Origin of the sequence: Shimwellia pseudoproteus (assembly GCF_016415625.1) — a bacterium.
In the GTDB taxonomy this organism is placed as follows: Bacteria; Pseudomonadota; Gammaproteobacteria; order Enterobacterales; family Enterobacteriaceae; genus Shimwellia; species Shimwellia pseudoproteus.
On record NZ_WBXP01000065.1, the window covers coordinates 1 to 15,159 of the forward strand.

Genomic DNA, 15,159 nt, shown 5'->3' on the forward strand with positions numbered 1-15,159 from the left:
TCGGCGAAGGTGAGTTGATGGCTCATGATGTCCCTCTGGGATGCGCTCCGGATGAATATGATGATCTCATATCAGGAACTTGTTCGCACCTTCCCTAGCAATTTTTGCCGAATTAATTCGAAGTGCATTTCATTTAGGTAACATTTATCTAGCATGTGCTTCTGCTGCACTTTTTTTCAACAAATTGATTGACCCTCCCCCTCTGCTATGACTAAATGAGCCTATCGCCCCTGAGTGGGTATACCTAAAGGATAATTGCGTGACACAGGCAACAGCTGTACGAAAAACGGCTACTCCGCTACGAAAGCGACACCGATTTAACCGCCGCATGACGCGTATCGTACTCCTCATTAGTTTTCTGTTCTTTTTTGGCCGTTTAGTCTACTCCTCCATCGGTGCCTGGTATCATCATCAGGACAAAGTGCAGCAACAGCAAAGCCAGCAACAATCAAGCCTGATCCTCAACGAGGCCGACAGGGAATAGCCGTCGTTACGTAGCACACTTCCGCACTGATTCACCTGTATGCCAGAGATCGCTTCCCGCTGGCAGGTAGTGTTATATCCATCGCCAGACAGATACCCGCACCGTGATCCCCCATCATAATGGTGGTGCCAGACGGCGAGCCTCTTTCGCCACATTAACGGCCATCGCTACCCGGGCAACCTCAATCACCTGGCCCGACAAGGCATAACTGCCCTTGCTCTGTAACCAGCTGAGGATATCGCTCAGGTGCCAGATTGCGGTGCTGCCTTCATGGACCGGGGCCGGAAAACCGCCGGATGATGCCAGCATCAGCTTACGCATATTTTGCCGCGACACGCCGACAATACCCGCGGCATCAGTCAGCCCCACCAGATCAGGAGCAACCTCAATCAATACCGCAGCCGGGACAATACGCTGGACATCTGCCAGCGCACTCTGAATGGCCTGCCCCGCGTCTGGCGCCTCACGGGTAAATGCCAGCGCCACCCGGCCAGGTAAACCAATACCGACAACGGCATCATCACAGCCGCCGCCCCCCAGACGCTCAGCAACCGCCAGCGCATCGCTGTCCTGTGCTGCCAGCTGGTAACGCAGGGTAAATTGATATTCCATCATTCCTCCTGTTGAGCGCTGCCGGCAGGCCCCGCCACCGCACAGTGGTCGACAACCCGGCATAACGCCCTGGCATGATTATGGGCATTCTTCGGTGTACTCCAGATGCAGGTAATACAAAACTCCCCACAGCGGCAGTCACGGCCGTGGCATGGGCAATACATCCGCCCCCAGGCGTGCCCGCCACCGGCCACTACCCGCCAGCCCCAGGACTTCGCATAACGGAGTGCGGCCTCAATCTCCTTCACCGGGTGCGATCGTCTGCTCATAAACCGACCACCAGTATGCAAGCCCCCGCAAAGGTTGTCAACTGACAACCATTCTCATTTACCCAACATACGCCAGCCCTGATAACCGGCCCTGTTGCTCCCTTTTCCGACACCATAATGCGCATCGTCGTTCTCCGTGGTGATGATGATATCCCCGGACAATGGCAGAAAAAGCGCCCACACGCTCAGCCGGTTAGGTAATCCTCGTGATAGCCCGTAAAAATAGCGCAGGAAGCGGGCGGAATGGCGCATGGTAGAGCAGGTGGGGGGTTACTCGTACGTAGGGTTACTCGGCATCGCCGTCGGTAAGAGGGTATTTTTGACGCGGGTGCCCCACACAACTGATGCACCCAGACAGGCGCATCACAGTACTAAATAGCTTTAAGCTGGTTGATAATAAAAGGGTTAGTCTGCAACAATATCAATAGTTTTCGCGACGCACCGGTTGGCTGGCGACGCCTGGTTTCCCAGCTTTTTACAAGGTCATAGCTGACGCCAACTGCAATGGCAAATTCCTGCTGTTTCAACCCGGTCGCCTCACGTATCGCTTTAACGTCAATCGGGCTAAACGTATGCACATGCTCCGGCGCCGGCGTCTGTTCACCCTTTTCAATTCTTACCATTTCTTCTGCACTGGCCAGCAGATCGGCAAATAATTCGTCTTTCATCTGTATCTCATCGCCCTCGTTGACGCCGCATCTGGCCTTATACTTCACCTGTATGGGAGTTACAAACCTCAGTGTTACACCAGCATATCGGATAACTGCTTCAGAGCTTTCTTTTGCGCTTCCGTTAAATTATCCTGCTCATTTTTAGGGTATATCAGAGCCAGATAAATTCGTCCTTTACTCGTCACATTGTAGTAAATCACCCGTACGCCACCACGTTTTCCCATCCCCGGGAGACTCCAGCGAATCTTCCGAAAGCCGCCCGTTGCAGCGATAGTCTCACCGGTTTCAGGATCCTCAATTAATATCTCCTGAAAGGCCCGATACTCGTCATCCGGCAGAAGCTCCTGACGCCGTTTACTGAAACCCTGCAGCTCAATAAAAGTGTACATCTCACTCCCTGACGTTATCGCAACTTTCACGCATTGTAGGTGTACATAGTACATCACTCAAGCCATTTAATGTACTGCGTACACTTCTGTGATGATTGTCGTATCCTTCACTTATCATCATCCCGTCGACAAGCCGATTTTCTTTCCTCTTCACCCTCCAATCCCAATAAAAACAAAAAAGCCCGCAGTTACGCGGGCTTAGAGGTACTTTACTGCTTTTACGTGCAGGCTGTTGCCAGACGCGAAATCATTCCCACTCGATAGTGGCAGGCGGTTTACCGGAGATATCATAAACCACGCGGGAGATACCGTTCACTTCGTTGATGATACGGTTGGACACCCGGCCGAGGAAATCATACGGCAGGTGCGCCCAGTGCGCGGTCATAAAGTCGATAGTTTCGACAGCGCGCAGGGAAACCACCCAGTCGTACTTACGGCCATCGCCCATGACCCCAACGGAACGCACCGGCAGGAACACGGTAAATGCCTGGCTCACTTTATCGTACAGCTCTGCTTTACGCAGTTCTTCAATAAAGATCGCATCCGCACGGCGCAGCAGGTCGCAGTATTCTTTCTTCACTTCGCCCAATACGCGTACCCCAAGGCCCGGGCCCGGGAACGGATGACGGAACAGCATGTCGTACGGCAGGCCCAGTTCCAGGCCGATTTTACGCACTTCATCTTTGAACAGCTCTTTCAGCGGTTCAACCAGGCCCATCTTCATCTCTTTCGGCAGGCCGCCAACGTTATGGTGAGATTTGATGACATGAGCTTTACCGGTCGCGGACGCGGCAGACTCGATAACGTCAGGGTAGATTGTCCCCTGGGCCAGCCACTTCACGTCTTCCAGTTTCAGCGCTTCTTCGTCGAACACTTCCACAAAGACACGGCCAATGGTTTTACGTTTAGCTTCCGGATCGCTGATCCCGGCCAGCGCGATCAGGAAACGCTCTTCCGCCGGGACATGGACAATGTTGAGACCAAAACGGTCACCGAACATATCCATAACCTGCTCAGCTTCATTAAGACGCAGCAGGCCGTTATCCACAAACACACAGGTCAGACGATCACCAATGGCGCGGTGCAGCAGCATCGCGGTTACTGACGAATCCACCCCGCCGGACAAACCGAGGATAACCTTATCTTCGCCAACCTGTTCACGCAGACGCGCTACCGCGTCGTCGATGATTTTCGCCGGGGTCCACAGCGCTTCACACTGGCAGATCTCGAGCACAAAACGCTCCAGCATCCGCATCCCCTGACGGGTATGCGTCACTTCAGGGTGAAACTGCACACCATAAAAACGTTTTTCTTCGTTGGCCATAATGGCAAACGGGCAGGTGTCGGTACTGGCAACAGTCACAAAGTCGGACGGAATAGCCGTAACTTTATCACCGTGGCTCATCCACACATCCAGCAGCGGTTTGCCGTTTTCGCTGGTGGCGTCTTCAATACCGCGTACCAGTTCGCTATCGCACAGCACTTCCACCTGAGCATAACCAAATTCACGCTCATTGGATGCTTCAACGTGGCCACCCAGCTGCATTGCCATGGTCTGCATGCCATAGCACACGCCAAATACCGGCACACCTGCCTCAAATACATACTCAGGCGCACGGGGGCTGTTCATCTCAGTGGTGCTTTCCGGGCCACCAGACAGGATAATACCGCTGGGGTTAAACTCACGAATCTGAGCTTCAGTAACGTCCCATGCCCACAGCTCACAGTACACGCCCAGTTCACGCACGCGACGCGCTACCAACTGGGTGTACTGAGAACCGAAATCAAGGATGAGAATGCGATGTTTATGAATGTTTTCCGTCATTGACGCTAATTCCGAGGCAAGTAGAACAAAATCAGAACGCCCGGCAGGTAGCCGGGCGCGGAAGTTTTATCAGGAGCCCAGACGGTAGTTCGGGGACTCTTTGGTGATGGTCACATCGTGTACGTGGCTTTCCTGAATACCCGCACCGCTGATACGCACGAATTCCGCTTTAGTACGCAGCTCGTCAATGGTACCACAGCCAGTCAGGCCCATACAGGAGCGCAGGCCGCCCATCTGCTGATGGACAATCTCTTTCAGGCGACCTTTGTAAGGTACGCGGCCTTCGATACCTTCCGGTACCAGTTTGTCGGCAGCGTTATCGCTCTGGAAGTAACGGTCAGAAGACCCTTTTGCCATCGCGCCCAGTGACCCCATACCGCGATAGGATTTGAAAGAACGGCCCTGGTACAGTTCTATCTCCCCCGGAGATTCTTCCGTACCCGCCAGCATAGAGCCAACCATCACGGCTGCGGCACCGGCGGCGATGGCTTTCGCGATATCACCGGAGAAACGAATACCGCCATCGGCGATAACCGGCACACCGGTACCTTCCAGCGCTTCAACCGCGTCAGAAACGGCGGTGATCTGCGGAACCCCTACCCCGGTAACAATACGGGTAGTACAGATGGAGCCCGGGCCGATACCCACTTTCACCGCGCTGCAACCGGCCTCAGCCAGTGCACGGGCACCGGCAGCAGTCGCGACGTTACCGCCGATTATCTGCAGATCCGGATATTTAGCGCGGGTTTCGCGAATACGCTGCAACACCCCTTCGGAATGACCGTGGGAGGAGTCAATCAGCAGCACGTCAACCCCAGCAGCCACCAGCGCATCGACGCGCTCTTCGTTACCTGCACCAGCACCCACAGCGGCACCCACGCGCAGACGGCCATGTTCGTCTTTACAGGCGTTGGGTTTACGTTCCGCTTTCAGGAAGTCTTTTACGGTGATCATCCCGCGCAGATGGAAATTGTCATCAACCACCAGCGCTTTTTCTACGCGTCGTTCGTGCATTTTGGCGAACACAACGTCACGGGCTTCGCCTTCGTGAACGGTAACCAAACGCTCTTTCGGGGTCATGTAAGCCGTTACCGGCTGGCTGAGATCGGTCACAAAACGCACGTCGCGGCCGGTAATGATCCCGACCAGTTCGTTATCGTGGGTGACCACCGGGTAACCGGCAAAACCATTACGTTCGGTTAATTCTTTGACTTCACGCAGAGTGGTGGTTGGCAGGACGGTCTGTGGATCAGACACGACGCCGCTCTCGTGTTTTTTGACACGCAGAACTTGTTCGGCCTGGCGCTCGATGGACATGTTTTTGTGAATGAAGCCGATGCCGCCTTCCTGAGCCAGCGCAATTGCCAGGCGCGCCTCAGTAACGGTATCCATTGCTGCGGATAACATCGGGATATTCAGACGAATAGTTTTGGTCAGCTGAGTGCTGAGTTCAGCAGTATTCGGCAGAACGGTAGAGTGTGCAGGGACGAGTAAAACGTCGTCAAAAGTGAGTGCTTCTTTAGCGATACGTAGCATGGCAATATCTCAACCTGGGGTGAATGAGAACAGATAAAATATTGCCGCGGCATTATACAGAGCGTATGCGATTGCCGCTACATTTTTTTCAAAAAAAGCTTGCCTGAAAGGCTCACCGGGTTATTATCGACTGAATAATCTGCTGATTTAAAATTTGATCCAGCTCACATGTCGCCAACAAATTCCCCCGCAGTCTATAGTGTCAGTCGCCTGAATCAGACCGTCCGTTCGCTGCTTGAGCAGGAAATAGGACAGGTGTGGATCAGCGGCGAGATTTCAAACTTTACTCAACCAGCCTCCGGGCACTGGTACTTCACGCTCAAAGACGATACCGCACAGGTGCGTTGCGCCATGTTCCGCAACAGCAACCGTCGGGTGACCTTTCGCCCCCAGCACGGCCAACAGGTACTGGTACGGGCTACCATCACCCTCTATGAACCACGCGGTGATTATCAGATCATTGCCGAAAGCATGCAGCCCGCCGGTGAAGGCTTACTACAGCAACAGTATGAGCAGCTAAAGCAGCGTCTGTCGGCGGAAGGCCTGTTCGAACAGGGCCATAAACACCCTCTGCCCTCACCGGCCCACTGTGTGGGGGTGATAACCTCCCGTACCGGGGCCGCACTGCACGATATTCTGCATATTTTACAGCGCCGCGACCCGTCATTACCGGTGATTATCTATCCCTGCGCCGTACAGGGGGCAGATGCCCCCGGGCAAATTGTGCGTGCTATCGAGCGGGCAAACCAGCGCGCTGAGTGTGACGTGCTGATTGTCGGCCGCGGCGGTGGTTCACTGGAAGATTTGTGGAGTTTTAATGACGAGCGGGTAGCCAGGGCCATTTTTGCCAGCCGGATACCGGTGGTCAGTGCCGTAGGTCACGAAACCGATGTCACCATCGCGGACTTTGTGGCCGATGTGCGCGCCCCGACACCTTCCGCCGCCGCCGAAATTGTCAGCCGCAATCAGCTCGAGCTGGTGCGCCAGCTCCAGGGGCAGCAGCAACGGCTGGAGATGGCTATGGACTACTATCTGGCCCACCAGAACCGGCGTTTCTCACAGCTCAGCCATCGCCTGCAGCAACAGCATCCCCAGTTGCGTCTATTGCGCCAGCAAACCGCCCTGAACCAGCTGCAACAGCGGGTAGTCAATGCCATGGATACCCGACTACGCCTCGCCCGGGAGCGTAGCGAACGCCTGGCAAAACGCCTGAATCTGCAGCAGCCTTCCCGGCGCATTCACCAGGCACAAACCCGGATACAGCAACTGGAATATCGCCTGGTGCAGTCGGTGCGTGAGCAAATGAACGCCACCCAATCCCGTTTTGGGACCGCCCTCACCCACCTTGAGGCAGTCAGCCCGCTGGCCACCCTGGCCCGGGGCTATAACGTGACCACCCTGCCTGAAGGGGCACTATTAAAGCAAACCCGTCAAGTGAAAACCGGTGATACCCTAACAACGCGGCTGGAAGATGGCTGGGTGGAAAGCCAGGTCACCGGGGTGAAAAAGCAGCGGCGGCGTAAAGCCAGCGCCCCCCTTCCGCCCCGGCGAAATAAACGCGTCAGGTCCCGGGCTGGGGGACGAACTCCACCCGCTTGCGTGAAATCATGCCGTGGCCATGCTGGCAAAAATAATCCACCGCCCCACAGGCTTTCAGGACCTCAAGAGACTGGTGGCACTCCGGGCAGTGTGGCGCCAGGGTAAAATGGTGCCCACAGGCGGGGCAGTGGCCTTGCAGGCCATCCTGTTCAAGGATCGTCTGGCAATCCGGGCAGTGAATATCCATGTTATGACTCCGCAATAATAAAACCGGTTATCGGGATTATTTCCGACAGCATACCACTGCTAAAACCCCGGGCTCCAGAGACAAAAAAGCCCGCACGGAGCGGGCTTCAGGGCATGGCGTATTCGCGCGTTATCGCTACAAATACTACGTCGCCGGATCAGTTAGTGGCTTTGTCTTTCAGCTCTTCGGCACCGTCTTTGGTGGCGTTCCAGGCTTTTTCAGACCCTTGCTTGGTTTTATCCCAGGCTTTTTCCGTGCCCTGCTTAGTGTCATTCCACGCTTTCTGGGAGCCTTCACTCACCTTACTGCCTACGCTGTCACTCTTGCCCTGCGCGGCATGCTCGGATTTGAGCTTCATCTCTTTGCCGTGGTCCTGCGCCTGATGCAGTTTCTCTTTGGCGGTATCAGCATTCTTGTGCGCCTCTGCCACTGTGTCATCTGTCGCGTGAGTCACTGTGTTAGCAAAAACCGGTGCAGTCAGCAAAAGGGTAGAGAGTGCAATAATTGTCTTGTTCATCGTTTTCTCCTCTCAATAACGAGTATTTAGCATGGCATAAAACAATAATCATGAGCTTTAAGAATAAACTGGAAATAAAAAATCAACAAAAAAACCACAAATACCAGACATTGCACCAAAACACGATCAAATAACGGAATGATCAACCAGCAGTGAGTGTCGATTCTGCCGCTACCGGCTCACTGCGCACCGCGCGCATTTGATCCAGTAGCCAGGCAACCTGCGGCATCGCCAGGGTCTGTGCGGCATAGCAGATACCGGTACGTCTGATTAGCGGGTGCTCAGGCAACACGCGACTGATAACGCCCGGGCGATCCGCCGCCAGCGAAGCGGGTACCATCGCCGCCCCGATGCCGGCCTGCACCAGCAACAGCGCCAGGGTCAGGGTACCGGCATTGGCCGCCGGGGTTGCCGCCCGGGCCCCGTACAAGGGCAACAGGCGCTGGTGAGAATCGTGCTGCGGGCACTGGATCCAGTCAATACTGTGCAGATCCTCCTGGCTGACCCGGGCCGCTTCAGCCAGCGGGTGGCTGGCGGGGAGCGCTAATACATAGGGCTCGGTAAACAGGGGGAGGAATAGTTCATCCTCACAGCGCTGCTCCTCACTGCCAAAACGAATATCGCCGGTGCAGTCTGGCTCCAGGGTGATAAGCAGCGGGCAATCACTGCGCTGAATGGTGCGCAACAGGCAGTCAACTTGTCCGGGGGCGGTATCCGCCTCCACACCGATCACCACCTGCTGGCGGTTTCTCTCTTTGCGGAAGCTTTGTGCCAGGGTGTCTGCTTCGGCCACCATTCGCCTGGCCTGGGGATACAAAACCCGGGCGTCAGCCGTGACCTCCACCCCTCTGGGCAGCCGCTCAAACAGCACGACCCCCAGCTCCTCCTCAAGGGATTTTATCGTGGCAGACAGTGCCGGCTGGGTCAGGAATAGGCGCCGGGCGGCGCTGGTGATGTTGCGCGCTTCGAACACCGCGATGAAGGACTTCAGTTGCCGGTAATCCATAATAATTTTTGATGCCTGTGAAAAAAATAAACCATTTTTAATGGTTACGCTGCGCGGACTACACTTTGTTGAGCGTAGTCGATATCAAATTTAATTATGAGGCGTAAAGATGAGTAATTCAAAAAAACCCCTGGTTGTGATTACAGGTGCCAGCTCTGGCATCGGTATGGCGACAGCGAAACGGCTGTCCGCAGCCGGGCACTCACTGCTGTTACTTGCCCGTCGTACCGCCCCGATGGAAGCACTCAACTTGCCGGATACGCTGTGTAAAGCGGTGGATGTCACCGATCGTGATGCCTTTGTCGCCGCCGTTAATGATGCCGAGCAAAAATTTGGCCCGGTTGATGCGCTGGTCAACAATGCCGGTGTCATGCTGCTGGGCCATGTCGCCACCCAGGATCCGGCAGAATGGGACCGGATGCTGGACACCAACGTTAAGGGGCTGCTGAATGGTATTCATGCGATAACCGCGGGTATGGTGGCCAGAAAACAAGGCACTATTATCAACATCAGCTCCGTAGCCGGGCGTAAAACGTTCCCTAACCATGTCGCCTATGTGGGCACCAAATTTGCCGTTCACGGTATTTCGGAAAACCTGCGTGAGGAACTGTCCCCCTACGGCGTGCGGGTTATCACCATCGCCCCGGGAGCAGTAGAAACTGAGCTGCTCAGCCATACCAGTGATGACGATATCAAAACCGGCTACCAGGCGTGGAAGCAAGAGATGGGTGGGGTTGTGCTGTCTGCTGAAGACGTCGCCAACAGCATTCAATTTGCCTACAGCCAGCCGCAGAATGTTTGCATCCGCGAAATCGTGCTGGCGGCAACGCGCCAGCAGGCCTGATAAGGCACATTGGCCCTGCCCTGCGCAGGGCCAGATCTCCCCACGACCCTGTCTGGATCTCCCGGCGGATTGCCAGTGATGACAAATCACGATAATTTATGACTGCCGTCATTAAATCACGACCCAAACACTGGGAGAATTACCCCATGCACCCGGAAGATTTGTGAGCGTGCATGTAACAGGGTGTACCAAGGTGAAAGAGACGAAGACCGTGCCGGAAAGTAGCGCGCATACCAAATCAACAATAATTATTATCCTGATAACCACACTGGTATTTGCGATATTCATTAATCATGAGCTGGACAACTTAAATAAATATAGCCGGTATATTGCGGAAAACGGCAAGTCTGCACTGTTTCATGAAGAATATATCAATCAAAAGATATCACTACACCTCAGCCGTTCATTTTCTGCCGGGGAGCATAAATATGCCCACGGCCCTCTGAGCCCAGCGGCTATCTGCCAGCGAATGGAACACACTGGTAATATCTACGGCCTTAACCTGAATGGCCACACATTCCCTTCACTGCCCGGTACGCTACAAACCTACGATCCTGACTGCAAAAAATGGGCGGCGGATGTGCCTGGCCTACTATTTTTTAATAACCAGATTGGGGATACTTCATCAAAATATAGTTTTTCAAATTACACCGGGTATAAATTCAATAACACCCGCTATTATATCGACCTGAAAAATAACTATATCTACATCGATAAAATAGTTAACACTAAAGAATACACCTTCAATAACTGGTTAATCAAAAACCATGACAGCATTGATATCAAACAAAGCGCCCATACCATTGATATTGATGAAAATGCTCTGACCGATCTGGAGAAAGGCGAGAGCATTGTTTCGCATATTTATCGTGATGGTTATACGAAAAATAATATTATCAGTTTACTTACCCCGATATTTACCCATGGCGATATAAAAGGCATTATTTTAACAGATATCAATATTGCCGATCTCACCACCTCATTCTACACTCGCGATCGGCCTTTCTTGTGGAAGTTTCTTACCCTGTATGTAAAAGATAACAACACCGGGAAAATCATCAAATTCCATAGCCCATCATTTACATTATTTAATACCGGTAACAGTCTGGCTAGCATCACAAAATATTACACCCTGCACATTGGTATTGACGTCCAGTATTTTATTATCACTAATTTCTGGATATTTATTTTATATATCTTATCCACCTATTTGCTGTGTGAGTATACGAAATATCATCAAACGCGCCAACAGTTGCTGGCGCAGGAAAATATTACCGATGCCATGACCGGGTTGTATAACAGAAAGATATTCGCACTGACGCTGAATAAACTGGTCCCCCAGCTATTAAAAAAACAGGTACCGATAACGGCACTCGCCATCGACTGCGACGGCCTGAAGCGCATCAATGATACCCAGGGCCACCATATGGGCGATTATGCTATCGAATGCATCGGCCAGGCGATACGGCAGTCGATCCGTAAAAATGATTACGGGATTCGCCAGGGGGGTGATGAGTTCGTCATCCTGCTGATTGGGCACACTTATCATGAGGCACAAGCCGTGCTGTCACGCATTGCAGAGGCCTTACGCATCCTGGATAAACAGCATATCGTGGCATTCTCCTCCGGCTGCTATCAACTGGAGGCCAGCGATACGCTGGAAATCGCCCTGCATAAAGCTGACGCACGGTTATATGCCCATAAACGCAGCAATAACACGGTGCGCCGGCCGTGATAGCCAGCCGTCTGCCCAGCGCCAGTCATCGTCTTTCCCGGTCACCTCATGAACCGTCACTGGGCTATCTCACATTCAGCAAGCCGCCTCAAGGGAGCCGGCACCTGTCCGTCACTTTTAAAGATATATCGATATACCGGGTATCAACCCAACTCGCAGTACGCTGTCGCGTGGATGTGGTTCACGTCTGACACCGCCGCGTTATGCGCTAAAGCCGGCGATAAATCCCGGCCAGCAGTTGTTCGCTATCCGCCCAGCTCAGGCATTCATCGGTAATAGACTGACCATAGACAGCGGTAGGGTTATGTTCCGGCTGGTTCCCTCCCACCAGGAAACTCTCCAGCATAATACCGGCGATACCCCGCTCTCCATCCTGTAGCTGGTCGATAATGTTGTAGGCAACACCCGGCTGGTTATGCGCTTTTTTCTGGCTGTTTCCGTGGCTGCAATCAACCACCAGCCGGTTCAGCACATCGCTCCCCTTAAGCTGTTCACAGGCGCGAACCACATGCTCGCGGTGATAATTTGGCTGGCGACCACCGCGCAGGATCAGGTGCCCAAAGGGGTTACCTTCAGTGATTAACGCCTGAGGCCCGGTTTTCAGCCCGCTGGAGCACAATATCTGCGGGGTGCTGGCGGCGTGAATCGCGTCAATCGCAATATCGACATTACCATCAGTGCTGTTTTTAAATCCTATTGCGCAGGGTAGTGCCGAGGCGAGCTGGCGATGGGGCTGGGATTCTACCGTTCGCGCGCCAATAGCCCCCCAGCAGATAAGATCCGCCAGATAAGGCGCCAGCGTGGTATCCAGAAACTCGGTCGCGGTGGGGACCCCCATGGCCAGAACCTGCTTAAGAAAACGCCGGGCGGCCCACAACCCCTCGCCAATGTTATAACTGCCATCCAGATGCGGATCGACCAACATCCCTTTCCAGCCGTGGCGCGTGCGCGGTTTTTCAAAATAGGTGCGCATGACCAGCAACAGCTTATCCTGGTAACGCGTCGCGAGGCCCGCCAGGCGCTCAGCATACTCCAGCCCCGCTTTCGGGTCATGAATAGAACATGGCCCGATAATCACCAGCAGGCGCGGATCAGTACCGGAAATAACATTGCAAATCTCATGACGTTTTTCCTGCAGCCACGCAGCCGTATGAGCAGAAATATTAACCTCCTGTACCAGCTCATCGACGGCTGGCAACGGCGATAATGTTTTTATCCGCATAGTATGTTTCATATTTTCGGTCTTTATCCTTGGTTCAAGCGGTTAATAAGGTGCTTGTTTCACCTTATTCCGAAATATCAATGCGCCATGATAGCGAGCGTCAACAACCCGGCGGTAACTGGCTGAGGATTGCCTGATACATCAGCCCCTCACGACGGAGTAATACCCAGATAACCGCATCAGTTTTCTATCACCGACACGCGACTGCTTTAGCATTTTCACATAACATAGCGCAAATAGTATTGATAATCATTATCAATTGTACTACTGTTTTTTGGTAGCGAAAATGTCTTTATTTTTATATGTGCAGCACCGGGAAAATAGATGCACGACTTCTGCTGCTATTAACGGAAACGCTGGCAACACTCATGTTCAAATGCATCCATAACAAGGATTCACTCTAACCAATTGTAAAACAATAAAAATCAACCACAGAGAAAGAACAGATAACCACACAGGTGGCTGGCTATATACGGGGGGAACGTTACTTCCTGATAACCGGTTGATTTGCTGTCTTTTATAATAGCGATAACAGCAGGGTCATTATCAATGGCGGCATCGGAGCGACGCGTAATATCAGAAAATAAAAAAAAGGTTTCACCATGTTGCTGAGGATAGCGGCAGGCATTCCAGCCACAGAATAAATAGCGATATCCCGGCACTTACTAATGTAAATAACATAAGTGGACGCCAGACTATTTTTGCTGACGAGATTCTCCGTCGCAACATTATCCGGGCATGATTGCGCAATGCGTGGGCTATCTGTTTTTTTGATGGCAGGGGTTGCTAACCCATATTGAGTACAACACCTGTATTCCTTTACCATTGGCAGGGAATTAATTATGTCTGTTACGCCGAATTCATACACATTGCGGGATGATGATTTTATTTTCTTATCCCCCCATAAAAGCCTGGTCGCCCGGGGGACATTTGCTACCCTCACTCACCCTGCTGAGTCCGGCCATGATGCCGGGGGAGCATTTCAACAACAGGTACAACAGCACTTTGCCGCTGCCCGGCTGGCGGGCATCAAAAAACCGATAATCACCGGCGCTATCCCTTTCGATAAACGACAGCCCTGTTTACTTTCGGTACCACAATCTTATGACTGGGTTGATCGCACAGCCATCGCCCCGCCCCCTGCTCCGGAGCCGTTTTCAGGAGATATTCGCTACCAGCCAGACCATGACGCGTTTTGTGACATGGTCGCAAAAGCGCTGGATACGCTGCATACGCCAGCGCTGGACAAAGTTGTCCTGTCGCGTTTGCTGAATATTGAGAGCGACCAGCCGCTCAATACGCTCCGGCTATGGGGCGAGCTCAACCGTCAGAACCCGGGCAGCTACAACTTCCATCTGCCGATGACGGACGGCACCTTAATCGGCGCCAGCCCCGAATTATTACTCCGTAAGCACAACGCGTTGCTGCAATCTCTGCCGTTAGCCGGCTCGGCACCGCGCGACAGTAATCCACACACCGACAGGCTTGCCGGCGAAAATTTACAGGCTTCAGCCAAAGATAGGCATGAACATCTGATTGTTATTGCTGACATTCGCCGCAGCCTGGCGGGCCACTGCCAGCAACTGGATGTCTTGCCGACCTCACTGCTGAGCACGCCGAAACTGTGGCATCTCGCTACCGAGATTCAGGCCACGGTGAATAACAACCGGGAAAATGCATTGTCTCTGGCCTGTCGGTTACACCCCACCCCGGCGCTTTGTGGTGCCCCTTATGCCGAAGCGCGCGATCTGATAACCACCCTCGAACCGTTCAACCGCGAGTGGTTTGGCGGGATTGTCGGCTGGTGCGACGATCAGGGTAACGGTGAATGGGTGGTCGCGATACGCTGCGGGAAGGTCAGCCACCGCCAGATAACGCTCTTCGCCGGTGCGGGCATTGTTCCGGCCTCACAACCAGAAAGCGAATGGCGCGAAACCGGTACCAAACTTGGCACTATGCTCAACGCACTCGGTGTTGTTGTCCAGCCGGCGGGAACAACATGATGAGCCCTCCCCCGGAGATGTAATCCCGGCCGCAGTATTGGTGCCCGGCCCTGTGATAATAACAGTCGGCACCTTGCCGGCGGCATCTGTATTCGCTCTGGATGAGAATTACATTGTCATTTTGTGTTGTAAATGAAAATCATTATCATTATAGTTCGCATTGGCTTTGTTGAATAAATCAGATTTCGGGTAAGTCTCCCCCGTAGCGGGTTGTGTTTTCAGGCAATACGCACACTTTCAGGCATACCTGCTTTCGTCAT

The 15,159-nt window shown here is 53.2% G+C and carries 14 protein-coding genes and 1 pseudogene; 5 read left to right on the forward strand and 10 right to left on the reverse strand.

Translation table 11 applies throughout. The annotated features are described in order from the left end of the window. The first annotated feature begins 328 nt into the window (after positions 1–328). Positions 329–484, forward strand: a complete 156-nt coding sequence (locus tag F9C28_RS18390; protein ID WP_199016718.1) for a YfgG family protein — start codon at positions 329–331, stop codon at positions 482–484. Positions 485–598: 114 nt separating this feature from the next. Here the strand turns inward: F9C28_RS18390 and F9C28_RS18395 are convergent, their stop codons facing one another. From F9C28_RS18395 to guaB, 6 genes are all read right to left on the reverse strand, one after another. Further along, positions 599–1,099, reverse strand: coding sequence for a helix-turn-helix transcriptional regulator (locus F9C28_RS18395; RefSeq protein WP_456299972.1), 501 nt, complete (start codon positions 1,097–1,099; stop codon positions 599–601). After that, positions 1,096–1,365, reverse strand: coding sequence for a hypothetical protein (locus F9C28_RS18400; RefSeq protein WP_199016720.1), 270 nt, complete (start codon positions 1,363–1,365; stop codon positions 1,096–1,098). The genes F9C28_RS18395 and F9C28_RS18400 overlap by 4 nt, the downstream gene beginning before the upstream one ends. Before the next feature lie 371 nt (positions 1,366–1,736). Next, positions 1,737–2,033 carry a NadS family protein gene (gene nadS, locus F9C28_RS18405; protein WP_199016721.1) on the reverse strand — a complete coding sequence of 99 codons (297 nt, stop codon included), beginning with the start codon at positions 2,031–2,033 and terminating at the stop codon, positions 1,737–1,739. A gap of 74 nt (positions 2,034–2,107) precedes the next feature. Beyond that, on the reverse strand, positions 2,108–2,425 hold the full coding sequence (locus tag F9C28_RS18410; RefSeq protein ID WP_199016723.1) for a type II toxin-antitoxin system RelE/ParE family toxin: 318 nt from the start codon (positions 2,423–2,425) through the stop codon (positions 2,108–2,110). A gap of 247 nt (positions 2,426–2,672) precedes the next feature. Next, positions 2,673–4,250, reverse strand: a complete 1,578-nt coding sequence (guaA, locus tag F9C28_RS18415) for a glutamine-hydrolyzing GMP synthase (protein WP_199016724.1) — start codon at positions 4,248–4,250, stop codon at positions 2,673–2,675. A gap of 69 nt (positions 4,251–4,319) precedes the next feature. Continuing rightward, a complete protein-coding gene (gene guaB, locus F9C28_RS18420) occupies positions 4,320–5,786 on the reverse strand; it encodes an IMP dehydrogenase (RefSeq protein ID WP_199016730.1) in 1,467 nt (488 codons plus the stop codon). A 168-nt stretch (positions 5,787–5,954) separates the two neighbouring features. Here guaB and xseA point away from each other — a divergent pair. After that, a pseudogene (gene xseA, locus F9C28_RS18425) lies at positions 5,955–7,319 on the forward strand (exodeoxyribonuclease VII large subunit); the annotation flags it as partial. Between the two features lie 28 nt (positions 7,320–7,347). On the opposite strand, the gene F9C28_RS18430 reads toward xseA, so the two are convergent. The 3 genes from F9C28_RS18430 to F9C28_RS18440 all read right to left on the reverse strand — a co-directional run bounded on the left by F9C28_RS18430 (position 7,348) and on the right by F9C28_RS18440 (position 9,095). Next, positions 7,348–7,572, reverse strand: coding sequence for a zinc ribbon domain-containing protein (locus F9C28_RS18430; protein ID WP_199016732.1), 225 nt, complete (start codon positions 7,570–7,572; stop codon positions 7,348–7,350). Between the two features lie 157 nt (positions 7,573–7,729). Further along, entirely contained in the window at positions 7,730–8,089 is a 360-nt protein-coding gene (locus tag F9C28_RS18435) for a hypothetical protein (protein ID WP_199016734.1), read from the reverse strand. A 142-nt stretch (positions 8,090–8,231) separates the two neighbouring features. Next, entirely contained in the window at positions 8,232–9,095 is an 864-nt protein-coding gene (locus F9C28_RS18440; protein ID WP_199016735.1) for a LysR family transcriptional regulator, read from the reverse strand. A 109-nt stretch (positions 9,096–9,204) separates the two neighbouring features. Between F9C28_RS18440 and F9C28_RS18445 the strand changes: the two genes are divergently transcribed. Both F9C28_RS18445 and dgcJ read left to right on the forward strand, forming a co-directional pair. Continuing rightward, positions 9,205–9,939 (forward strand): SDR family oxidoreductase, encoded by a 735-nt coding sequence (locus F9C28_RS18445; RefSeq protein WP_199016737.1) that lies wholly within the window; start codon positions 9,205–9,207, stop codon positions 9,937–9,939. 193 nt (positions 9,940–10,132) lie between these two features. Beyond that, the gene (dgcJ, locus tag F9C28_RS18450) at positions 10,133–11,674 is read left to right on the forward strand and encodes a diguanylate cyclase DgcJ (RefSeq protein WP_332909428.1); all 1,542 of its coding nucleotides are present in this window, start codon (positions 10,133–10,135) and stop codon (positions 11,672–11,674) included. Positions 11,675–11,882: 208 nt separating this feature from the next. On the opposite strand, the gene F9C28_RS18455 is transcribed toward dgcJ, so the two are convergent. Continuing rightward, on the reverse strand, positions 11,883–12,908 hold the full coding sequence (locus F9C28_RS18455) for a 3-deoxy-7-phosphoheptulonate synthase (RefSeq protein ID WP_199016739.1): 1,026 nt from the start codon (positions 12,906–12,908) through the stop codon (positions 11,883–11,885). An 830-nt stretch (positions 12,909–13,738) separates the two neighbouring features. On the opposite strand from F9C28_RS18455, the gene F9C28_RS18460 reads away from it, so the two are divergent. Further along, positions 13,739–14,899 (forward strand): isochorismate synthase, encoded by a 1,161-nt coding sequence (locus tag F9C28_RS18460; protein ID WP_199016741.1) that lies wholly within the window; start codon positions 13,739–13,741, stop codon positions 14,897–14,899. The last annotated feature ends 260 nt before the right edge of the window (positions 14,900–15,159 follow it).